This window comes from Streptomyces smaragdinus (assembly GCF_009604385.1).
Lineage (GTDB): Bacteria > Actinomycetota > Actinomycetes > Streptomycetales > Streptomycetaceae > Streptomyces > Streptomyces smaragdinus.
The window spans coordinates 20,160-40,742 of sequence record NZ_WEGJ01000021.1 but is presented as its reverse complement, the minus strand read 5'-3'; the positions used below and the strand labels follow the sequence as shown (position 1 = coordinate 40,742).

17 protein-coding genes and 1 pseudogene are annotated in these 20,583 nt (G+C 72.4%); 10 read left to right on the top strand and 8 right to left on the bottom strand.

Annotation, left to right across the window (positions count from 1 at the left end; genetic code table 11):
* Positions 1-29: 29 nt before the first annotated feature.
* The 3 genes from kdpB to SRB5_RS23085 all read left to right on the top strand — a co-directional run bounded on the left by kdpB (position 30) and on the right by SRB5_RS23085 (position 4,214).
* Positions 30-2,135: a potassium-transporting ATPase subunit KdpB gene (gene kdpB / locus SRB5_RS23095; RefSeq protein WP_407703957.1), complete on the top strand. Its 2,106-nt coding sequence runs from the start codon at positions 30-32 to the stop codon at positions 2,133-2,135.
* Between the two features lie 5 nt (positions 2,136-2,140).
* Positions 2,141-2,821, top strand: coding sequence for a potassium-transporting ATPase subunit C (locus SRB5_RS23090; RefSeq protein ID WP_153455128.1), 681 nt, complete (start codon positions 2,141-2,143; stop codon positions 2,819-2,821).
* Between the two features lie 151 nt (positions 2,822-2,972).
* Positions 2,973-4,214, top strand: a complete 1,242-nt coding sequence (locus SRB5_RS23085; protein ID WP_323378326.1) for an alpha-L-fucosidase — start codon at positions 2,973-2,975, stop codon at positions 4,212-4,214.
* 138 nt (positions 4,215-4,352) lie between these two features.
* Here the strand turns inward: SRB5_RS23085 and gdhA are convergent, their stop codons facing one another.
* Both gdhA and SRB5_RS23075 read right to left on the bottom strand, forming a co-directional pair.
* Positions 4,353-5,690: an NADP-specific glutamate dehydrogenase gene (gene gdhA, locus SRB5_RS23080; protein WP_153455126.1), complete on the bottom strand. Its 1,338-nt coding sequence runs from the start codon at positions 5,688-5,690 to the stop codon at positions 4,353-4,355.
* A 309-nt stretch (positions 5,691-5,999) separates the two neighbouring features.
* Positions 6,000-6,356: pseudogene (locus SRB5_RS23075) on the bottom strand (hypothetical protein); the annotation flags it as partial.
* 201 nt (positions 6,357-6,557) lie between these two features.
* On the opposite strand from SRB5_RS23075, the gene SRB5_RS23070 reads away from it, so the two are divergent.
* A complete protein-coding gene (locus tag SRB5_RS23070; protein ID WP_153455124.1) occupies positions 6,558-7,835 on the top strand; it encodes a phosphatase PAP2 family protein in 1,278 nt (425 codons plus the stop codon).
* Positions 7,836-8,076: 241 nt separating this feature from the next.
* Entirely contained in the window at positions 8,077-8,556 is a 480-nt protein-coding gene (locus SRB5_RS23065; RefSeq protein WP_153455122.1) for a DoxX family protein, read from the top strand.
* A gap of 6 nt (positions 8,557-8,562) precedes the next feature.
* On the opposite strand, the gene SRB5_RS23060 is transcribed toward SRB5_RS23065, so the two are convergent.
* A complete protein-coding gene (locus SRB5_RS23060; protein ID WP_153455120.1) occupies positions 8,563-8,994 on the bottom strand; it encodes a nitroreductase/quinone reductase family protein in 432 nt (143 codons plus the stop codon).
* Positions 8,995-9,115: 121 nt separating this feature from the next.
* Here SRB5_RS23060 and SRB5_RS23055 point away from each other — a divergent pair, with 121 nt between their 5' ends.
* The 3 genes from SRB5_RS23055 (at position 9,116) to SRB5_RS23045 (ending at position 13,611) form a co-directional block, all read left to right on the top strand.
* Positions 9,116-9,865 (top strand): enoyl-CoA hydratase, encoded by a 750-nt coding sequence (locus tag SRB5_RS23055; protein ID WP_153455117.1) that lies wholly within the window; start codon positions 9,116-9,118, stop codon positions 9,863-9,865.
* Positions 9,866-9,928: 63 nt separating this feature from the next.
* Complete coding sequence (locus SRB5_RS23050) at positions 9,929-12,016, top strand: DUF4139 domain-containing protein (protein ID WP_153455115.1); 2,088 nt, start codon at positions 9,929-9,931, stop codon at positions 12,014-12,016.
* Between the two features lie 8 nt (positions 12,017-12,024).
* Entirely contained in the window at positions 12,025-13,611 is a 1,587-nt protein-coding gene (locus tag SRB5_RS23045; RefSeq protein WP_153455113.1) for a mucoidy inhibitor MuiA family protein, read from the top strand.
* A gap of 4 nt (positions 13,612-13,615) precedes the next feature.
* Here the strand turns inward: SRB5_RS23045 and SRB5_RS23040 are convergent, their stop codons facing one another.
* From SRB5_RS23040 to SRB5_RS23025, 4 genes are all read right to left on the bottom strand, one after another.
* On the bottom strand, positions 13,616-14,278 hold the full coding sequence (locus SRB5_RS23040; RefSeq protein ID WP_153455111.1) for a hypothetical protein: 663 nt from the start codon (positions 14,276-14,278) through the stop codon (positions 13,616-13,618).
* Between the two features lie 71 nt (positions 14,279-14,349).
* Entirely contained in the window at positions 14,350-16,413 is a 2,064-nt protein-coding gene (locus SRB5_RS23035) for an iron ABC transporter permease (RefSeq protein WP_153455108.1), read from the bottom strand.
* Positions 16,414-16,417: 4 nt separating this feature from the next.
* Complete coding sequence (locus SRB5_RS23030) at positions 16,418-17,398, bottom strand: ABC transporter substrate-binding protein (RefSeq protein WP_153455106.1); 981 nt, start codon at positions 17,396-17,398, stop codon at positions 16,418-16,420.
* Positions 17,395-18,273 carry an ABC transporter ATP-binding protein gene (locus SRB5_RS23025; RefSeq protein ID WP_153455104.1) on the bottom strand — a complete coding sequence of 293 codons (879 nt, stop codon included), beginning with the start codon at positions 18,271-18,273 and terminating at the stop codon, positions 17,395-17,397. The genes SRB5_RS23030 and SRB5_RS23025 overlap by 4 nt, the downstream gene beginning before the upstream one ends.
* A gap of 156 nt (positions 18,274-18,429) precedes the next feature.
* On the opposite strand from SRB5_RS23025, the gene SRB5_RS23020 reads away from it, so the two are divergent.
* Positions 18,430-18,891, top strand: coding sequence for a hypothetical protein (locus SRB5_RS23020; protein ID WP_153455102.1), 462 nt, complete (start codon positions 18,430-18,432; stop codon positions 18,889-18,891).
* A gap of 6 nt (positions 18,892-18,897) precedes the next feature.
* Here SRB5_RS23020 and SRB5_RS23015 read toward each other — a convergent pair whose 3' ends face one another.
* Positions 18,898-19,908, bottom strand: coding sequence for a P1 family peptidase (locus SRB5_RS23015; RefSeq protein ID WP_228390372.1), 1,011 nt, complete (start codon positions 19,906-19,908; stop codon positions 18,898-18,900).
* A 280-nt stretch (positions 19,909-20,188) separates the two neighbouring features.
* Here SRB5_RS23015 and SRB5_RS23010 point away from each other — a divergent pair, with 280 nt between their 5' ends.
* The gene (locus SRB5_RS23010; RefSeq protein ID WP_323378325.1) at positions 20,189-20,548 is read left to right on the top strand and encodes a transglycosylase family protein; all 360 of its coding nucleotides are present in this window, start codon (positions 20,189-20,191) and stop codon (positions 20,546-20,548) included.
* Positions 20,549-20,583: the final 35 nt, after the last annotated feature.

The following is a 20,583-nucleotide window of genomic DNA, read 5'->3' as shown; positions in this document are numbered from 1 at the left end:
ACACGAAGAGAACACACCCCGAGGACAGCATGTCCACTGCAACTCCGACCCGGGCGCCCCACAGCGACGTGCCCTCCGGTCACAGGCCCGGGAGCGGGCGCGTCGGCGCCGGCGTCTTCGACCCGGGTCAGCTCGTCAAGTCGCTGCCGGACGCGGTCCGCAAGCTCGACCCGCGGGTGATGGTCAAGTCCCCCGTGATGTTCGTCGTCCTGGTCGGCTCGGTGGTCACGACCGCCCTGGCGATCTCGGACCCCGGGGACTGGTTCGGCTGGGTCATCGCCGTCTGGCTCTGGCTCACCGTGATCTTCGCGAACCTCGCGGAGGCCGTCGCCGAGGGCCGCGGCAAGGCCCAGGCGGACACCCTGCGCAAGGCCAAGACCGACACCGTGGCACGCCGGCTCGTCGGCGGCCGCGAGGAACGGGTGCCCGGCACCGAACTCACGGTCGGCGACCTGGTTGTCTGCGAGGCCGGCGACATCATCCCCGGCGACGGTGACGTCGTCGCCGGTGTGGCGAGCGTCGACGAGTCCGCCATCACCGGCGAGTCCGCCCCCGTCATCCGGGAGTCCGGCGGCGACCGCTCGGCCGTCACCGGCGGTACGAAGGTGCTGTCCGACCGGATCGAGATCCGTATCACCACCAAGCCGGGCGAGACCTTCATCGACCGCATGATCGCCCTGGTGGAGGGCGCCGCCCGGCAGAAGACGCCGAACGAGATCGCGCTGAACATCCTGCTCGCCTCGCTCACCATCGTCTTCATGCTCGCCGTCGTCACCCTCAAGCCCTTCGCGATCTACGCGGGCGCCGACGACGAGACCTCCCTCATCGTGCTCACCGCACTGCTGGTCTGCCTCATCCCGACGACGATCGGCGCGCTGCTCTCGGCCATCGGCATCGCCGGCATGGACCGCCTCGTCCAGCGCAACGTCCTGGCGATGTCCGGCCGCGCCGTCGAGGCCGCCGGCGACGTGTCCACGCTGCTGCTCGACAAGACGGGCACCATCACCCTCGGCAACCGCCGGGCCGCCGAATTCGTCCCGGTCCGGGGCACCACGGCGGCCGAACTGGCCGACGCCGCCCAGCTGTCCTCGCTGGCCGACGAGACCCCCGAGGGCCGCTCCGTCGTCGTACTGGCGAAGGAGAAGTACGGCCTGCGCGAACGCCACCAGGGCGAACTGTCGCACGCCGAGTGGGTGCCCTTCACCGCCCAGACCCGGATGTCCGGCGTCGACGCCGACGGCCGCAAGGTCCGCAAGGGCGCCACCGGTTCGATACTCGCCTGGGTACGGGAGCACGGCGGCACCGTCGCCGACGACGCCGACCGCGTCTCCGACCGGATCTCCGAGGCCGGCGGTACGCCGCTGCTGGTCGCCGTCGAGGACGACCGCGGCGCCCGGGTCCTGGGGGTGATCCACCTCAAGGACGTCGTCAAGGACGGCATGCGCGAGCGGTTCACCGAGCTGCGCCGCATGGGCATCCGGACCGTGATGATCACGGGTGACAACCCGCTGACCGCCAGGGCCATCGCCGAGGAGGCGGGCGTCGACGACTTCCTCGCCGAGGCCACGCCCGAGGACAAGATGGCCCTCATCAAGCGTGAGCAGGCGGGCGGGAAGCTGGTCGCGATGACCGGCGACGGTACGAACGACGCTCCCGCGCTGGCCCAGGCGGACGTCGGGGTGGCCATGAACACCGGTACCTCGGCCGCGAAGGAGGCCGGGAACATGGTGGACCTGGACTCCAACCCGACGAAGCTGATCGAGATCGTCGAGATCGGCAAGCAGCTGCTGATCACCCGCGGCGCGCTCACCACGTTCTCCATCGCCAACGACGTCGCGAAGTACTTCGCGATCATCCCGGCGATGTTCGCGGTGGCCTACCCCGGCCTCGACAAGCTCAACATCATGCGGCTCGCCTCCCCGGAGTCCGCGATCCTCTCCGCGGTGATCTTCAACGCGCTGATCATCGTGGCCCTGGTGCCGCTCGCCCTCAAGGGCGTGCGGTACCGGCCGACCAGCGCCGACAGGATGCTCCGCCGCAACCTCGGCATCTACGGACTCGGCGGCTTGATCGCCCCGTTCATCGGCATCAAGATCATCGACCTGCTCCTCTCCCTCGTCCCCGGAATCGGCTGATCGCAATGAACACCTCCGTAGCGAACACCACCCGGCTGCTGTGGGCCGGCCTGCGGGCCCTGCTCGTCCTGTCCGTCGTCACCGGCGTGCTCTACCCGCTGCTCGTCACCGGGATCGCCCAGGCCGCCTTCGGCGACAAGGCCAACGGCTCCGAGATCAAGGACCACACCGGCAAGGTCGTCGGCTCCGAGCTCATCGGCCAGACGTACAACCTCCCGCCGAAGAACCCGGACGACCCCGAGGAGGCCCCGCGCCCGGACCTGCGCTGGTTCCAGCCGCGACCCTCCAACGGCCTGGGCACCAACGGCGTCAACACCCAGTACGCGCTGATCCTCTCCGGAGCCACCAACCGCTCCGGTGACAACGAGGAGCTGATCCAGTGGGTGAAGGACGCCAAGGCCGCCGTGGTCAAGGACAACTCCACCGCGGACTACCGGGTCAAGCCGGAGGACGTGCCGGCGGACGCCGTCACCTCCTCCGGGTCGGGTCTGGACCCGCACATCTCGCCCGCTTACGCCGACATCCAGGTGCACCGGGTGGCGGAGAAGAACGGGCTGGACGCGGCCCAGGTGCGGAAGCTCGTCGACGACAACACCGACGGCCGCCTCCTCGGCTTCATGGGCGAGCCCACGGTGAACGTGCTCAAGCTCAACATCGCGCTCAGGGAGCTGGTCGCGAAGGGCTGATGAGCCTCAGCGGTTCGTGGGAGCCGGTGGCCGGGACACCCCGGCCGCCGGCTCCCGTATTCCTTCAAGAGATCCGGGGCTGTCGCTTCGAGGACCGACCGGTGACAGACTCGGCCCGTCGACAAGATCATCCGTCCCGGGAGGACACCGCGTGCCCGTCGCCCCCAGCCCCGGCCAGCTGCGCTGGCAGCAGAACGGCTTCGGGCTGTTCCTGCACTTCGGCATCAACACCTTCTACGGCCAGGAGTGGGGCGACGGCACCGAGGACCCCGCCCGCTTCGACCCGGCGGAGCTGGACGCCGCCCAGTGGGCGGACACCGCCGTGCGGGCCGGGGCGAAGTACGTCGTCCTCACCGCCAAGCACCACGACGGCTTCTGCCTGTGGCCCACCGCCACCACCGCCCACTCCGTGGCCTCCTCCCCGTGGCGCGGCGGCCGGGGCGACGTGGTCCGCGAGCTGGCCGACGCCTGCCGGGCCGCCGGGCTGGGCTTCGGGCTCTATCTGTCGCCGTGGGACCGCAACGCCGCAAGCTACGCCGACCCCGCCGCGTACGACGACTTCTACGTCTGCCAGCTCACCGAGCTGTGCACGGGCTACGGGCCGCTGTACGAGGTGTGGTTCGACGGCGCGGGCTCCGAGGGACGCGCGTACGACTGGGACCGGATCATGGCCGTCGTCGACGAACACCAGCCGGACGCCATGGTCTTCAACATGGGCCGCCCCACCATCCGCTGGGCCGGCAACGAGGACGGTCTGGCCTCCGACCCCGTCGAGTACGTGACCGGCAGCACCGACCTCAACCTCTTCACCGACGACGTCATCACCCTCGGCGAGGGCCGCTACCTCCCGCCCGAGTGCGACGTGCCGATCCGCGCCAACTGGTTCTGGCAGCCGGACGACCTCGACACCCTCAAGAGCCGCGAACACCTGCTGGGCATCTGGTACCGCTCGGTGGGCCTGGGCGCCGGGCTCCTCCTCAACACCCCGCCGGACCGCCGCGGCCTGATCGACGACCGCGACCGCGCCCGGCTGCTGGAGTTCACCGACGAGATCGCCCGCCGCTTCGGGAGCCCGATCGAGGCCGCCTTGGACGCCGAGGAGCCCGGCGAGTACACGCTCCGCTTCCCCGCCCCGGTGACCCTCGACCACCTGGAGCTCACCGAGGACCTCACCACCGGCCAGCGCGTCACCGCCCACGAAGTCCTCGCCGACGGCCACCCGATCGCCCGCGGCCTCACCGTCGGCGTCCGCCGTATCCACGCCTTCCCCACGATCACCGCCACCGAGCTCACGGTGCGCCTCAGCGGCGAGACCCCGGCGCTGAGCCACGCCGCAGGCCACCGCACGGGCCACGAGACCGCCCCGCGGCCCGCGAATCCCGGACGTGACTGAAACGGCCCGGTGAGCTGCGAAGACGTCGGGCATCGGGGATGGAGTAGGGGGCGCGGTGCGCTGCGTTACCGGGGCACCGGAAATGCCCGGCTCCCCCTCGCATGCGGTGAGGGGGAGCCGGGTTCGTACAACGGAAGGTCAGATGAGACCCTGCGCCAGCATCGCCTCGGCGACCAGCTCGAAGCCGGCGATGTTCGCGCCCGCGACGTAGTTGCCGGGCTTGCCGTAGCGCTCGGCGGTCGTGTAGCAGGAGTCGTGGATGTGGCGCATGATCTCCGCCAGCCGCTCCTCCGTGTGCGCGAACGTCCACGAGTCGCGCGACGCGTTCTGCTGCATCTCCAGGGCGCTCGTCGCCACCCCGCCCGCGTTGGCGGCCTTGCCGGGGGCGAAGGCCACGCCCGCCTCCTGGAAGACGCGCACCGCCTCCGGGGTGGTCGGCATGTTGGCGCCCTCCGCGACGGCCTTCACACCGTTCGCGACCAGCGCCGCGGCGTCGGCCTCGTGCAGCTCGTTCTGCGTGGCGCAGGGCAGGGCCACGTCGCACGGGACGCTCCACACGCCCTTGCCGGGGACGTACGTCACATGGCTGCCGCGGCGCTCGGCGTACTCGGCGACACGGCCCCGGCCGACCTCCTTGATCTCCTTGAGGAGCTCGAGGTCGATGCCCTTCTCGTCGACGATGTAGCCGTCGGAGTCGGAGCACGTCACCACGGTCGCGCCGAGCTGCTGGGCCTTCTCGATCGCGTAGATCGCCACATTGCCCGAGCCGGACACCGCGACGCGCTGCCCCTCGAGGGACTCGCCCCGGGTGCGCAGCATCTCGGAGGTGAAGAGGACGCAGCCGTAGCCCGTCGCCTCGGTACGCGCCTGCGCGCCGCCCCAGCCCAGGCCCTTGCCGGTGAGGACGCCGGACTCGTAGCGGTTGGTGATCCGCTTGTACTGGCCGAACAGGTAGCCGATCTCCCGGCCGCCGACACCGATGTCACCCGCGGGCACGTCGGTGTACTCGCCGAGGTGGCGGTGCAGCTCGGTCATGAAGGACTGGCAGAACCGCATGATCTCGGCGTCGGAGCGGCCCTTGGGGTCGAAGTCCGCGCCGCCCTTGCCGCCGCCGATGGGCATGCCGGTGAGGGCGTTCTTGAAGATCTGCTCGAAGCCGAGGAACTTCACGATGCCGAGGTTGACGGACGGGTGGAACCGCAGTCCGCCCTTGTACGGGCCGAGCACGCTGCTGAACTCGACGCGGAAGCCGCGGTTGACGTGGATGTCGCCCGAGTCGTCCGCCCACGGCACCCGGAAGATCAGCTGGCGCTCCGGCTCACAGACCCGCTCGATGATCCGGGCGTCGACGAACTCGGGACGCTGCTCGAGCACCGGGTCGAGGGTCTCCAGGACCTCCCAGACCGCCTGGTGGAACTCGTGCTCACCCTGGTTGCGGCGGAGGATCTCCGCGTACAGCGGCTCGATGACACGCATGGGGGTCGTACCTGTACCTTCCGTGAGTCGGAATCGCGCGCAAAGGTGCCCCGTCCCGGGGGCACCCGCGGTCCCCCTCCTCATTGAGGGCGTCGCCCGGACCCGCACGCTCCGGCGCTCACGAAGGCGACGTACAGAACCGTTGTGGCATGGTCATCATCCCAGATGCTTGCACCATGAATGGATCCCGGGAAAGTGGCGTGGATTACGCTACGCCGAGGTTTGGATATTCCGCGCATTGACTGACGAGGCACGACGAAACGCCCCGGGGAGTTGTCCCCGGGGCGTTTCGTACGGTCCGGCCGTCAGGTGGCCGTTCGCCCAGTCGCGGATCTGGGTCCAGATCTGCGGGGTGGTGACCTCGCCGCTGTCGGAGTTGTTGTTCATGCCCGAGATGCCGATATGGGCGTAGGCCGTCGCGTCCGACCAGCCGAAGACGGACTTCAGCTTGGTCTTCAGGACCTCGGTCGCGTTGACCGTGGCGCCGTACATGTCGGCGTGGCCGTTGAAGTCGAACGGCATGAGCTTGCTGCCGCTCCAGCCGCCGATGGACGGGACGATGTCGCCGCCCGCGGCCCGGATGGCCGCGATCGTCGAGGCGTCCGTGCCGCCGGTCAGGGGCCGCCGGCTGTCCCAGGCGGGGTTGCAGCCGTTCTGGGCGGGGATGGAGGTGGCGTGACGCAAGTCACTGTCATTCCTCTTGATCGCGCGCCCGGGCTGACGGACCATGCCATCTGGCGTAGTAGGAGCGCCATTTCATCGCAGACACTAGCAAAATCGGTCATTTTCTTGATATCTACGGCATCGTCCCTGTCCGAGCGCATGAGACGCGTCTTCGCGTCCGACGCATGGCGTCAACCCCGGACGATGCTCTGGGCCGCGGCCGGTGTCGCGGTCCTCGGGTTCCTCGTCACGATGGAGGCCGTCGCCCGCCACTACGCACTGCGCGGCCCCCTCACCTCCATGGCGAGCGAGGTGATCGTCGCCCCGTACTCGGGACCGGCCCTCTACGGCGGGCTCGCGCTGACGATGGTCGTACTCACCTGGCGCCAGCGGGCCGTCGCCGCCGCCGCGGCGATCGGTATCGACCTCGTCTTCCTGGTCGTCCGGCTGATCATCGGGTCCAAGCTGGACTTCGGCAACGGCGCCCTCTGGGTGATCATCGCCTGTGCGGTCATCGCCCTCACCCGGCTGAAGGGCTCCGAACGCCTCCTGATGCTCAAGGGTGTCGGGCTCGGCATGCTCCTGATAACCGGCCACAAGACCGGCGCCACCTGGCTGCTCATCACCTCCACGACCCGCCCCCAGGTCCTCGACCCCTACGTGGCCGCCGCCGACCACGCGCTCGGCGACCCCTCCTGGCTCGTCGGCCGGTTCGTCGAGGCCACCGACCCGTTCAGCACCGTCCTGCTGAACGCCGTCTACGGCCAGCTCCCGCTCGCCGCGGCCGTCTTCGCGCTCTACCAGCTGCGCCACGTGGCCGTCGAGCGCCGCTTCCCCGGCCACCATCTGATGCGCACCTTCCTGGTCATCGGCCTCCTCGGCCCCGGCATCTACATGCTCTTCCCGGTGGTCGGCCCGATCTACGCGTACGGCGCCGACGGCGGCCAGTGGGCGCTGGCCGACCTGTGGCCCGGGACCCTGCCGCCGATCACCGGACCGCACTCCATACCGTTCGACGAGATCACCCCGCGCAACTGCATGCCCAGCCTGCACACCGCCTGGGCCACCGCGATCTTCATCCACTCCCGCAAGGCCGCCCGCCCGCTGCGCTGGGCCGGCACGTTCTGGCTCGTCGGCACCCTCACCGCGACGCTGGGCTTCGGCTACCACTACGGCGCGGACATCATCGCCGGTGTGGTGTTCACGCTCACGATCGACGCCGCGCTGCGGGCGTTCGACCGCGGCTGGGACTGGCCGGCCGTGCGGCTGGTCGGCCACGGGACGGCCGTGTTCGTGGCGCTGCTGGTCTCGTACCGCTTCCTGCCGGTGGAGATGGCCGCCCGCCCGTGGCTCTTCGGCCCGCTGCTCCTGCTCGCGACGGGCTCGGTGATCACCGCCTATGTGCTGCGGTACGCGAGGGTGTGGGACCCCAAGCCCGTACCGCCGCTGCAGCCGTCGGAGCCGCAGCCGGTCCAGGCGTAACCGGCGTCCGGTCCCAACCAGGCGTATTCCGGGGCGATTCGGCGACCCCGGCTCCCCGAGTAGACACGCTCCGTCATTGGTATGGACATGTCCTGTGCGGGCCCGCTAGCGTCTGACTTGGTATAGACCAAGTCCGCACCATTCTGGTCCCGCGGTGGCTCGCGCGCCCGCGCCCGGCGCGCGAGCAGCCCTTCCCGCTGGTCCAGGCCCCCCACATTCACGGACTACGACGGGAGCGCACATGAGAAGCGAGACGCCTGCGGGTCTCCTCGGAGATCTGCCCGATCGCGGCAGAGAACACGTCATCGGCCTGTTCAGAATGGTCGTCGCGCTGATGTTCACCTGCCACGGCATCGCCACCCTCTTCGACGTCCTCGGCGGCTCGTACTCGGGCACGCCCGACTTCGCGGAGTGGCCCACCTGGTGGGCCTCCGTCATCCAGCTCGTCGGCGGCACCCTGGTGTTCCTCGGTCTCGGCACCCGCAGCGCGGCGCTCGTCTGCTCGGGGTCGATGGCCTACGCGTACTTCACCAAGCACCAGCCCGACGCGCTGTTCCCCATCGAGAACGGCGGTGAGGCGGCGGCCATGTTCTGCTGGTCGTTCCTCCTCGTCGCCGCCCTCGGCCCCGGCCGCTGGGCCCTCGTCGGCGACCGTCCGGCGCGGGCGGCCACCACGCCGGACCGGACCACGGAGCAGGCGCCCGCCACCCCTGCCCCCTGACGCGGATCAAGGCCGGCGGCGCAGCTCCACCAGCGGGATCGTGCGGCCGGCCTGCTTCTCGTGATCCGCGAAGAACGGCGCGGCGGTGAGCAGCTCGGCCCACAGCCGGTCACGCTCGGCCCCGGTGACCGGCACGGCCGTGGCCGCGTACCGCTCGGCGCCCAGCTCGACGGTGACCTCGGGGTGCGCCACCACGTTGTGGTACCAGTCCGGCGCGTGGACCGCTCCCATGTTGGACGCCACGACGCACACCCGGTCACCGTCGAGCCGCCAGAAGCCCATCGGGGTCGTGCGCCGCGTGCCGGTGCGGGCCCCGGTGTGGGTGAGCAGGACCATCCGGTCGGCGTGCATCATCTCGCCGATGGGCCCCGTGCCCCCTTGCTCCCGGAACTGGTCGATGACCTGCTGGTTGAGTGCGTTGCGCTGTTCGGTGGTCATGCTCGAGGGATCCATGGGCCCTGAGCCTGTCACAGCGGGGGCGACACCGTACGCGACCCGCGCGGCGCCGGTGATCGATACTGGGCGCCGACACCCGGGACAGCACGGAAGGCGCGAACCGATGACGAAGGTCGACCTGGTCGAGGACGACGGCCGCTGGACGCTCACCCTCGACGACCCCGACCGGCGCAACTGCCTCGACGAGGCGATGTGCCGCGAGCTGGGCGAGGCGGTCGCCGCCGTCGGCGCCGCGAAGGACGCCCGCACGCTCGTCGTCACCGGCGCCGGCACGTCCTTCTGCGCCGGCGCGGACCTTCCCGCCCTCTTCGGCACCGAGGGACGCGATGTCCCCGAGACCCGGCGCCATCTGCACCAGGTGTACGACAGCTTCCTGCGCCTGCGCGCCCTGACGATCCCCACGATCGCCGCCGTCCAGGGCCACGCCGTGGGCGCCGGCCTCAATCTGGCGATGGCCTGCGACGTACGGATCGCCGGCCCCCGCGCCTCGTTCGCCGCCACCTTCACGCGCATCGGCCTGCACCCGGGCGGCGGGTGCACGTACTTCCTCGTCGACGCCCTGGGCCCGCAGAAGGCCCTCGCCCTGCTGCTCGACGGAGGGGCGCTGGACGCCGAGGCGGCCGTCCGCGAGGGGATCGCGCTGCGCGTGGCCGACGATCCGGTGGCGGAGGCCCACGAGACGGCCGCGCGATGGGCGGGGCTGGACGCCGATCTGGTACGGGACATCAAGAGCGCCGTCGGGATGGCGCAGACCGCCGGGTTCGACGCCACCCTCGAGTTCGAGTCCTGGGCGCAGGCCGCCTCCGCGACCGGTCCGGCGATCCAGGAGGCGGTGGCCCGGTTCCGTAAGTGACTGTCCGACCGGCCCGCTATCGTGCCCCCTGACGGGCACGGGGGCGGATCGCGGGGGGACGGTATGACGGAGACAACCGACGGGGTGGAGACCAGACTCGAGTCCCGGCTGGCCTCCGTCGTCGTGCACGCGGCCGGCGCCGTCTGCGTCCGCCGGGCGGCGGGGAAGCCCGGCGGACGGCGGCTGGTCGTCGAGGGGCTGCCCGACACCCTGGCCGAGCACTCGCTGCGGGCCCGGATCCGCTCGGGTCCGCCGGGGATGCGTGTCACCGACGTACGGCTCGAGCTTGCCGCCGCCGTGCAGGATCCGGGGCAACGCGCCCTGATCGAGCGGGAGTTGAAGGACGCCGTGGCCCGCGGCGACGCGCTGCGCGAGCGCTGTGCCCGGCTCGCGCAGGAGGTCGAGCGCACCGAGCGGCTGCGGGCCGCGTCCGTCGCCAACCGGCGTGCTCCGGCGCCGGTGGAGTCGCTGCTGGCGCTGGCGTCGTTCGTCGACCGGCGGATGCGGCAGCTGTACGAGCGCCTCGGCCCGGCGGAGGAGGAGCTGCGCCGCGCCGACCACGAGACCGGTGTCCTGCGTGACCGGCTGGCCCGGCTCTCCACCGCGGAGCCGACCGGTCCCGTGCGGACGACGGCCGCCGCCGTCATCACGCTGGACGGGGCGGTGCGGGAGGCGGAGTTCGAGGTCGAGTACCTCGTCCCGGGCGCGGCCTGGCTGCCCGTGTATCAGCTGCGGCTCGACGGGGAGCGGAGCACGCTGGTGCTGCGCGCCTGTGTGGCCCAGCGCACGGGGGAGGACTGGACGGGCGTACGGCTGGGGCTGTCCACCGCCGATCTGCAGCGCCGCACCGACCTGCCGGAGCTGCGGTCGCTGCGCATCGGGCGGCGGCAGGCCGAGCCGGTGCCGGGCGGCTGGCGGGAGCCGCCGGCGGGGCTGGCGGAGCTGTTCACGCCGTACGACGCGGCGGTGGCGGCGCGGCCGGAGCCCGCGTCCGCACCGGTGGCCGTAGCCGGGCCGGCGGGGTTCGCCGGGGGCGCCGCGGAGGTGATGGACGACCTGGACGTGAGCTATGCCAGCGGCGACGCCAGGCAAGGCGCCGAGAGTGCCCCGCCGCTGCCCCCGCCCGCCTTCGCCGGCCCCGTCGCCGCGCCCTCCGGCCCGCCGCCCCCGGCCCCGGGCGCCGCCCCGATGCCCCAGAGCGCCGCGCCGCGTCCCGCCCCCCGCTCCGCCCGCGGCGCCGCCCGCTTCCGCTCCCGCAGCGCTCCCGACGCGTACGGCGCACCCCCGTGGGACGGCGCCCAGGCCGCGCCCGCCGCCCAGCCGCCGGCGCCCGCCCCCACCGCGGACCTCCTCGACTACGCCCGCCTCGAGCTGGCCGGCCCCGAGGACCCCACCGCCCGCGGCACCCTGCGCCCGCGGCGTACGCCCGTCACGTACCGCGAGACCACCCCCGTGGCCCGCCGGCCCCAGCACACCGTCGACGTCCGGCAGTCCGCCGGCTCCTTCGACTACCGCTTCGACACCGCCGCCCCCGTGGACGTCGCCGCCGACGGCGTCTGGCACACGGTGCCCGTCTGCGTGATCCCCGTCGAGGCCCGCCAGGAGTACGTCACGGTCCCCGCCGCCGACGAGTCCGTGTACGGCACGGTGCTGCTCACCAACACCTCCGGCCACGCCCTCCTCGCCGGCCCGGCCGACGTCACCGTGAACGGCGACTACGTCCTCACCACCCCGCTGCCCACCCTCGCCCCCGGCGAGCGCCGCCGGATAGGCGTCGGCGTGGCGGAGAGCGTCCAGGTCGCCCGGCGCACCCGGATGACCGAGTCCAGCGCCGGCCTGCGCGGCGGGACGACCGTCCTCGACCACGGCGTCGAGATCGAGCTGGCCAACCGCCTCGCACACCCGGTGCTGGTGGAGGTCCGCGAGCGGGTCCCCGTCAGCACCGACAAGGACGTACGCGTCGAGGACCACCGCGCCGACCCGGCCTGGTTCGCCCCCGACGAACCCCTCGACGACGGCCAGGGCCTCGTCCGCGGCGCCCGCGTCTGGCGCGTCGAGGTCGCCCCCGGCCGTACCACCGTGCTGCGCGGCGGCTACGAGATCCGTATCCCCTCCGACAAGGCCGTCCACGGCGGCAACCGAAGGGACTGACCGCCCGGATGACCGACGACCTGACCCCCCTCCCGCCGAGCACGGTGACCTGCCTGGAGGACCGCGCCCAGCTCGAACGCCGCACCACCGTCGACCTCCCCGCGGGCGTCACCCGCCTGCGCCTGGGCCCCGTGACCCCCCTCGCCGTGGACCACTCCCTGCGCGCGTCCACCACCACGTCCGGCGTCGGCGTGGTCGACGCCCGCCTGGTCCGCGCGTACACCCCCACGCATCCCGACGCCGCCGACCCCGACGCGTCGCAACTGCGGCTGCGGGAGAAGGAGCTGGAGGAGGCGATACGCACGGCCGACCGGCGCGGACGGCGGCTCGGGAGCCGGCTGGCCGTGGTCCAGCAGGCCCGCGAGGAGCTGCACCGCGAGATCACCGCCGCCACGACGGCCGGGCAGCCCGACCCGGAGCGCTGGGCCGGACAGTCGCAGCTGCTCGACGCCGAGCTGGACCGCTGCCACGACACGGTCCGCGAGGCCACCGCCCACCACGCCGTCCTCGTCGATGAGCTCAAGGGCGTGGACGCCGCCCTGCGCCGTATCGAGGAGGAACCGCCGCAGGTCACGGCCTACGTCGAGGTCGTCGTCGAGGCCGACCGCCCGGGCCCCGCCGACCTGTCCGTCACCCATCTGGTGCCCTGCGCGCTGTGGCGCCCCGCCTACCGCGCCACCCTCGCGGCCGACGGCCGGTCCGTGGAGCTCAGGACGGAGGCCGTGGTCTGGCAGCGCACCGGCGAGGACTGGCCCGGAGTCTCCCTCGCGCTGTCCACGGCCCGCACCACGCTGGCCGCCGCGCCGCCGCAACTCACGGAAGACGTCCTGACGTTGCGCGACCGTACGGCCCAGGAGCGCCGTACGGTCGACGTGGAGCTGCGCGAGGAGGAGATCAGCACCCTGGGCGGCGAGTCCCCCGACGCGGGCCCGGTGCGCACCGCCGAGCTGCCGGGCCTCCAGGACGGCGGCGAGGTCCGCGTGCTGCGCGCGCCGTCGACCGCGACCGTCCCGTCCGACGGCCGCCCCCACCGCGTGCACCTGTCGGCGTTCACGGCGCCCGCCCGGTCCGAACTGGCCTGCGCGCCCGAGCTGTCACCGCTGGTGTCGCAGGTGGCCCGGTTCACCAATGACGCCGGCCACGTGCTGCTCGCGGGCCCGGTCGACCTGGTCCGCGGCAGCGGCTTCACGGGCCGCGGCGAGCTGCGGTTCGCGGGTACGGGGGAGGAGGTCACGCTGTCGTTCGGCAGCGAGGACACCTACCGCGTGGTCCGCCACACGGAGGAGAGCCGCGACACCACGACCCTCGGCCACCGCACGGTGATCACACGCACGGTCCGGCTGTTCGTCTCCCGCGTCGAGGCGGCGGACGCGGACGGCTCCGAAACGGAGCTGGTCGTACGCGAACGCGTCCCGGTGTCGGAGATATCCGCGGTGGAGATCACCCTCGACCGCACCGCGTCCGACCCCGCCCCCGACGAGGGCCCGGACGACGACGGCCTGGTCACGTACCGGATCGGTCTGCGCCCGGGTACCCGGCGTGAGGTGACGCTGGTGTACGAGCTGTCGGCGGCCAAGTCGGTCGTGGGCCTGTGACGCGTCAGCGCGGGGTGGGGCGCAGGGGAGGGACGTCGAAGGCGATGGTGTCGACGGACTCCGCGTCGATGTCGTCGGGCGCGTAGGCGCAGCCGGAGCCGACTCCGCCGTCGAAGCGTCCGCCCTGCCGGGGCTGCCACCAGAAGGAAGCCGTGGTCGTGCTGTCCCCGTGGCCCTTCGTCGCGCTCAGACCCAGCTCTCCCGACCCGGTCCCGGGGTCCTCGACACTCCAGCCCTGCTTCTCGAGGTGGGCGCGCAGGCGGCGCATTCCCGCGCGCGCCTCACCGGCGTCCACTCCGCTGATCGCCCAGCTGTGGCCGAAGCTGTACGCGTTGGGTTCGGGCTGGTCGTTGATGCTCTCCAGCCCGTCGGGGTAGCAGTAGTCGAGGTCGTCGAAGCCGTTCTCGCTGACGTCCGAGCCGGTGGTGAAATTGCCCGGCGGCACCTCCGGTGCGAATCCGAGGACCGCGTACGCGTCCTGGGAGACGGCGAACATCTGCCGGGCGGTCTCCTCGGGCGCGACGGTCGGGTAGTCCTCCGGCGTCGAGCTCTCCACCTCGAGCACCACCAGGAACCCGAGCACCACCAGCACTGGCAACGCCACAAGCACCGCGCAGCCGATGCCCATCGCGCGCAGGCCGGGGGCGGACGAGGTGTCGGTCGACATACGCCGACCGTACGACGCCCCCTCCGCCCCACGGATCCGTACGAATACTCAGCCGACGCCCGTACGCATGCTCACCGCCGGCTCCGCACCAGCAGCCACAGGAAGTACGGCGTCCCCACCACCGCCGTCATCATCCCCGCCCCCAGCTGGGCCGGCGCGATCACCGTCCGCCCCAGCAGATCCGCGCCGCACACCAGCACCGCGCCCAGCAGCATCGCGACCGGCAGCACCCGGACGTGCCGGCGGCCCACCAGGGCGCGCGCCGCGTGCGGGGCGACCAGGCCGACGAAGCCGATGGTGCCCGCGGCGGCCACCGCCGTCGCCGTGAGCAGCACGGCGACGACCAGGAACCCCAGCCGCCCCCGCCCGAGGTCCAGGCCCAGCAGCCGGGGCGTGTCCTCGTCCAGCGACACCAGGTCCAGCTCCGTGCGGTGCACGGCGGCGAGGACCGCGCCCACCAGCACGACGGCCGCCAGCGGTCCGGAGTCGGCGAAGGAGCGGCCGTACGTCGAACCCGACAGCCAGGTGAGCGCCTTGGTCGCGTTGAACGGGTCGGTGAGCACGATCAGCAGACTGATCAGCGCCGTCGCCCCGGTCGCGAAGCCGATGCCGACCAGCACGAGACGGTTCTGCCGGAACCCCCCGCGCGCCGACAGCCCGAACACGACCAGCGCCGCCACGGCCGCCCCGCCGAACGCCGCACCGGCCATCCCCCACGACCCGGCCAGCGGCACCGTCGTCACCAGGAACACCGCCCCCAGCGCGGACCCGCCGGAGATGCCCAGCACCGCCGGTTCGGCCAGCGGATTACGGGTCACCGCCTGCACGAGCGTCCCGGCCAGCGCCAGCGCGGCACCGGCCAGCAGCGCTGCCGTCACCCGCGGTACCCGGGTATCCAGCACGAACGACACCGACCGACCGGCCCTGCCCTGCGCCCAGTTGACGACATCGCCCAGCAGCAGCCCGGAGTCCCCCAGCAGCACCGCCGCCACCGTCACCCCGGCCAGCGCGACGACCAGCACGGCAGTGGTGACGACGAACGCCCGCCTGCTGCGGATCCGCAGCCGGTCCACCTCCGTCACCCCACCGGAGTCCCGCACCCGGGTGGCCAGCGCCACGAGAAACACAGCACCGACCAGACTCGTCACGACCCCTGTCGGCACCGCCACCGCCGTGTCCGCCGGGACCAGCGCCCGCAGCAGCACGTCCGACCCCAGTACCAGCGCCATCCCGACCACCCCGGCGACGGGCAGCGTGACCCGCGCCCGCCCGAGCCCCCGCACCCGGTGCGACAACAGCCGTACCAGCGCCGGTGCGCACAGCCCGACGAAGCCGATCGGCCCCGCGAGGGTGACAGCGGCGGCCGACAGCAGCACCGCGAGGACGACCGCCGTGACCCGGGTGGCGCGCACCGGCACCCCGAGCCCCCGTGCGGCGTCGTCGCCGAGGGCCAGCGCGTCGATCCGCCGCGCGGACACCAGCAGCCCGGCGACCGCGACCAGGACCAGCGGCGCGATCCGCACCACGGAACCGAAGCCGGAACCCTGGGCGATGGAACCCTGGTTCCACTGGTAGAGCCCCTGCGTCTCCTCCGGGAACAGCAGCAGCATCCCCTCCGTCAGCGCGGTCAGCCCCAGCGTCAGGGCGCTGCCGGCGAGGACCAGCCGTACCGTGCCCGCCCCCAGCCCCGACAGCCCGAGCACGACGGCCGCCGCCGCGAGCCCTCCGGCGAAGGCGATCCCGGAGGAGACGAAGAGCGGCAGTGACGCGCCGGTGACGGCGGTGACGCCGAGGGCGAAGTACGAGCCGGCGTTCACCGCGAGGGTGTCGGGTGAGGCGAGGACGTTGCGGCTGACGGCCTGCAGGGCGGCGCCCGCGACGCCGAGGGCGGCGCCGACGAGGAGCCCGGCCGTCATCCGGGGCAGCCGGGAGGCGACGACGACGGACGTGTCGGTGTCCGAGGCGCGCCCGGTGAGGGCCTTGAGCACCTCGGACGGTCCGGTGGAGGCCGTGCCCTGGGTGATGTCGACGACCGCGAGGGCCGCCACGAGCAAGAGCAGCACGGCCGTCACCGCGGCTGCTCCTGTCCGGGCGATGAGGGGGGCCGGCGAGGAACGGGTTGCGGTGACGGCCATGGCGTTACTTCGTCAGCGCGGCGACGAGGGAGTCGACGTACTGGTTCATCGACGCGGGACCGCCGAACATCCAGATGCCGTCGGGCAGCCGGTGCACGTTGCCCGCCTTCACGAACGGCAGCGACGTCCACACGGCGTCCTTGGCGAGGACTCCGGTGAACGGGGTGCTGTTCTTGTCGCCGTTGTTGCCGACGTAGGCGAAGTGCACGTCGCCGAGCTTCGTCAGGCCCTCGACGTCGGTGGAGCCGAGCCCGTACGCCTCGTCGCCCTTGACCTTCCAGGCGGTCTTCAGGCCGAGCCGCTCGCTGACCGCGCCGACCAGGGAGCCGCTGGTGAAGGGCCGGATCGAGACCTGGTTGGAGGTGACGTAGCCGTCCGCGAAGGCGAAGCCGGCACCGCCCAGACCGGCGTCCTCGAGAGCCTTCTTGCCCGTGGCTATCTTCGACTCGAAGGTCTTCTTCAGCTCGTCGGCCTTGTCCGTGGTGCCGGTGGCCTTCGCGATCAGATCGAGGTTCTCGGTCATCTGCCCGATCGGGTCGGACGCGTCGGCGGACGTCACGTTCAGCACCGGGGCTACCTCGCGCAGCTGCTTCACGGCGGCCGGCGGCAGGTCGGTGGTGGCGATGATGAGGTCGGGGGAGAGCGCGGCGACGGACTCGACGCTGGGCTCGCCGCGGGTGCCGATGTCCTTCGGGTCGTTGGTCAGCGGGGCGGCCTTGTCCCAGGTGTTGTAGCCCTTGACGTCGGCCACGCCGACGGGGTCGACGCCGAGGGAGACCAGGCTCTCGACGACGTTCCACTCGGTGCCGACGACCTTGGTGGCCGGGGCGTCGAGCTTGACGGTGGCGCCGGAGGCGTCGGTGAGGGTGATGGCCGTCCCGGTCTTCTCGGGCTCGGCGTCCGCGGCGGGCTCGGTGGTGCCGCAGGCGGTCAGGGCGAGGGCCGCGGTGACCGTGGTCGCCGCGGTGATCAGGAGGCGGTTCATGAGGTGGCGCTGAGCCTTTCGGTTCGGGTGTGGTGCCGGCCGATGGCGCGGGTGCGCAGCCGGCCGGTCAGGGGGTCGGTGTCGACGTCGATGCGGATGCCGTACGTATCGGTCAGCCGCTCGGGGGTGAGTACGTCCTCGGGGGCGCCGTCCGCGGCGATCCGGCCGGCGTCGAGCAGCACGATCCGGTCGGCGACGGCCGCCGCCTGGTCGAGGTCGTGCAGCACGGTGCCCACCGCGATGCCGTGGTCGTCGGCCAGGTCGCGGATGAGGTCGAGGAGTTCGACCTGGTAGCGCAGGTCGAGATAGGTGGTGGGTTCGTCCAGGAGCAGGACGCCGGTCTCCTGGGCCAGACAGCCGGCGAGCCAGACCCGCTGGAGCTGTCCGCCGGACAGATGCTCGGCGCCGCGCCCGGCGAGTTCGGTGACACCCGTCAGGGCGAGCGCACGGTCCACGGCGGCGGGCCCGTCCGGATCCGCCCGGCCCCAGCGGCCGCGGTACGGGTAGCGCCCGAACTCCACGACGTCCCGGACGGTGAGCCCGCCGGGTGTGGGCCGGCCCTGGGTGAGCAGGGCGACGTGCCGGGAGAAGTCCCGGGGAGAGAGGGCCAGGCCGTCGGTGTCGCCGTCGATCAGCACGGTGGCGGCGCGGGCCCGCTGGAGGCGGGCGACGGTCCGCAGCAGCGTCGACTTCCCGCTGCCGTTCGGCCCGACGAGGACGGTCACCTCGCCGGGGCGCAGTCGTATCGAGGCGCCGTGCACCACGTCCACGCCGTCGTAGGCCACGGTCACGTCCGTGGCGGACAGCTCATGCCCGCGCGGGCCCCGGGATTCCCGGGAATCCGGTGCCGCGGAGCCCTTTTCACCAGCTCGCATGAGCGAAGGTTAGCCTAACCTAACCAGTGCTCCGCAAGGGGGCCCACCTGCACGATCGCGAAACGGTCAACACCCCCGGAAACACTGCCCACTTCCACTACACTCGCGGCGGCTCGCCCGGTGGGGGCGGGGGGAAACGGGTGTGGTGGGGGTTCCATGCGTACGTTCGGAAGGCTGAGATCACTGCTGGCCGGCGGGATTCTCTTGGTCGCCGTCGCGGGCTGCGCGGGCGGCGGGGGCGACGACTCGCTGGAGATCGAGAACGAGTGGCAGGACCAGATCACCGACGCCACCTCGAACCGCCCCGAGGGCTGCAAGTCGGGCGTGGGCGACGGCTGCGAGGCCCATGTGAAAGAGGTGGAGACGATCCTCGGCCGGCTCCACGAGGCGATCCAGAAGCGGGACGACAAGGCCGGGTTCAAGGACACCCTGGACCGGGTCACCACGCTCGACGGGAAGATCGCGGACTACTACGGCAAGACCTGCGCCCTGGTGGCCGAGGTCACCACCGACCCGGCTTCGACCCAGCGGTTCTTCACCTGCACCCAGCTCTACGCCGGGATCATGAGCACCGCCAACGAGATCGCGGGCGCACACCTCCGCCCGTCCGACACCTGACGCCGCTCACCGCCCCAGCAGCTCCCGCAGCCGGGCCGCCGGCAGCGCGTGCAGCGTCCGCCCCCGGAACCCGGTCGTGGTGACCGCCGCGAGCAGGGAATTGAGGACCGCCTCCTCCACGGCGTCCAGCACCGCCGCGAACAGCGGATTCAGCTCCCCGTCCGGCACCGCAACGGCGCCCCGCCGCGTACCGAACGCGACCGCGTAGTCCCCGCTGCCGTGCCCGTACGAGGCCCCCGCCCGCGCCAGCCCGAACACCGCCCGCCGCGCCAGCCGCGTGAGCTGCCGCGCGTCCACGGCGGCGTCCGTCGCCACGACCACCATGCACGACCCCCGCTCCGGCACCCGCCCGCCCGGCACCGCCACATCCCGGGGCGTCACCTCCCGCCCGCCCACGCGCAGCGTGCCGCCGAAGTTCGCCTGCACCAGCACCCCCGCCGTGACCTCGGCGCCCGCCACCTCCAGCCGCCGCGAGGACGTACCGATCCCCGCCTTGAACCCCAGCGCCCCCAGCCCCGTACCCCCGCCGACACACCCCTCGGCGACGGGACCGTCCGCCGCCGCGGCCAGGGCGTCGCGTACATGCTCCTCCCGCACGGGCCGCGAGCGGATGTCGGACAGAAAGCCGTCGTTGCACTCCCCGACGACCGGGTTCAGGCTCGTCGCCTCCGTATGACCCGGCTCCTCCAGCAGCGCCCCGACCAGCGCGTCCGCCGCCCGGAACGCCGACAGCGTGGACGTCAGCAGGATCGGCGTCTCCAGCGCGCCGAGCTCCGTGAGCTGGGTCACCCCGATGAGCTTGCCGTACCCGTTGCCGGCGAACAGCCCCGCGGGCAGCGGCGCCACCGGCGACACACCCTCCGGCACGATCGCCGTCACGCCGCTGTGCACGTCCGGCGGCACCCGCACCGTGCGGTGCCCGACCCGTACGCCCGGCACATCCGTCAGCGCGTTGTACGGGCCGGTCGGAAACCGCCCCACCCCGAGTCCCAGATCCCGTGCGCGGTCGCTGCCCATGAGCCCTCCGTACGCCGTCGCGATCATGCCGCGAGCAACCTACACCGCGGCGGCGGCTCTCCGAACCCCCATGACCAGGCAATATGCCCGCTTCAGGACCAAAGTCCCGTACCTTTCGGCCCGCTCGGGACGGGGGCCGCGCGGGACCTTCGACCGCCCCGATACCTGTCGGAAGCCCGTGGGATCGAGGGGGTGCCGGACGGGAGAGTGGATGACGTGCCCAGGAGCCGGACCCCGGATCCCACGGCACGGTCTCCGTCCCCGAACAAAGGTTGCATCTGTGTTCTCCGCCCTTCGCACGAACCGTCTGACCCGCATCTCCGGCGCCGCCGCCGTTCTCGGTACGGCCGGTGTGCTGATGATGGGTGCCACCGGGAACGCGTCGGCCGCCTCCGCCGTCCCGTCGAACTGGAACAAGCTCGCCCAGTGCGAGGCCTCCGGCCACTGGGACGCGAACACGGGCAACGGCTTCTACGGCGGTCTGCAGTTCACGCAGCAGACCTGGAAGGCCTTCGGCGGCCACAAGCACGCCCCGCGTGCCGACAAGGCCACGCCCAAGGAGCAGGTCAACATCGCCAAGAAGGTCCTCGCCGAGCAGGGCGTCAACGCCTGGCCGGTCTGTGGCCCGAAGTCCCTGTGACCAGCCCACACACATACGTTCCGCCCGGCCGGCCC

Bases quoted from the DNA above. Each gene is read 5' to 3' on its own strand.
- SRB5_RS23070 (WP_153455124.1), top strand. From the start codon at position 6,558: ATGCTCTGGGCCGCGGCCGGTGTCGCGGTCCTCGGGTTCCTCGTCACG.
- SRB5_RS23045 (WP_153455113.1), top strand. From the start codon at position 12,025: ATGACCGACGACCTGACCCCCCTCCCGCCGAGCACGGTGACCTGCCTG.
- SRB5_RS23065 (WP_153455122.1), top strand. From the start codon at position 8,077: ATGAGAAGCGAGACGCCTGCGGGTCTCCTCGGAGATCTGCCCGATCGC.
- SRB5_RS23020 (WP_153455102.1), top strand. From the start codon at position 18,430: ATGCGTACGTTCGGAAGGCTGAGATCACTGCTGGCCGGCGGGATTCTC.
- SRB5_RS23040 (WP_153455111.1), bottom strand. From the start codon at position 14,278: ATGTCGACCGACACCTCGTCCGCCCCCGGCCTGCGCGCGATGGGCATC.
- SRB5_RS23050 (WP_153455115.1), top strand. From the start codon at position 9,929: ATGACGGAGACAACCGACGGGGTGGAGACCAGACTCGAGTCCCGGCTG.
- SRB5_RS23025 (WP_153455104.1), bottom strand. From the start codon at position 18,273: ATGCGAGCTGGTGAAAAGGGCTCCGCGGCACCGGATTCCCGGGAATCC.
- SRB5_RS23090 (WP_153455128.1), top strand. From the start codon at position 2,141: ATGAACACCTCCGTAGCGAACACCACCCGGCTGCTGTGGGCCGGCCTG.
- SRB5_RS23015 (WP_228390372.1), bottom strand. From the start codon at position 19,908: ATGGGCAGCGACCGCGCACGGGATCTGGGACTCGGGGTGGGGCGGTTT.
- kdpB (WP_407703957.1), top strand. From the start codon at position 30: ATGTCCACTGCAACTCCGACCCGGGCGCCCCACAGCGACGTGCCCTCC.
- SRB5_RS23035 (WP_153455108.1), bottom strand. From the start codon at position 16,413: ATGGCCGTCACCGCAACCCGTTCCTCGCCGGCCCCCCTCATCGCCCGG.
- SRB5_RS23030 (WP_153455106.1), bottom strand. From the start codon at position 17,398: ATGAACCGCCTCCTGATCACCGCGGCGACCACGGTCACCGCGGCCCTC.
- gdhA (WP_153455126.1), bottom strand. From the start codon at position 5,690: ATGCGTGTCATCGAGCCGCTGTACGCGGAGATCCTCCGCCGCAACCAG.
- SRB5_RS23055 (WP_153455117.1), top strand. From the start codon at position 9,116: ATGACGAAGGTCGACCTGGTCGAGGACGACGGCCGCTGGACGCTCACC.
- SRB5_RS23060 (WP_153455120.1), bottom strand. From the start codon at position 8,994: ATGACCACCGAACAGCGCAACGCACTCAACCAGCAGGTCATCGACCAG.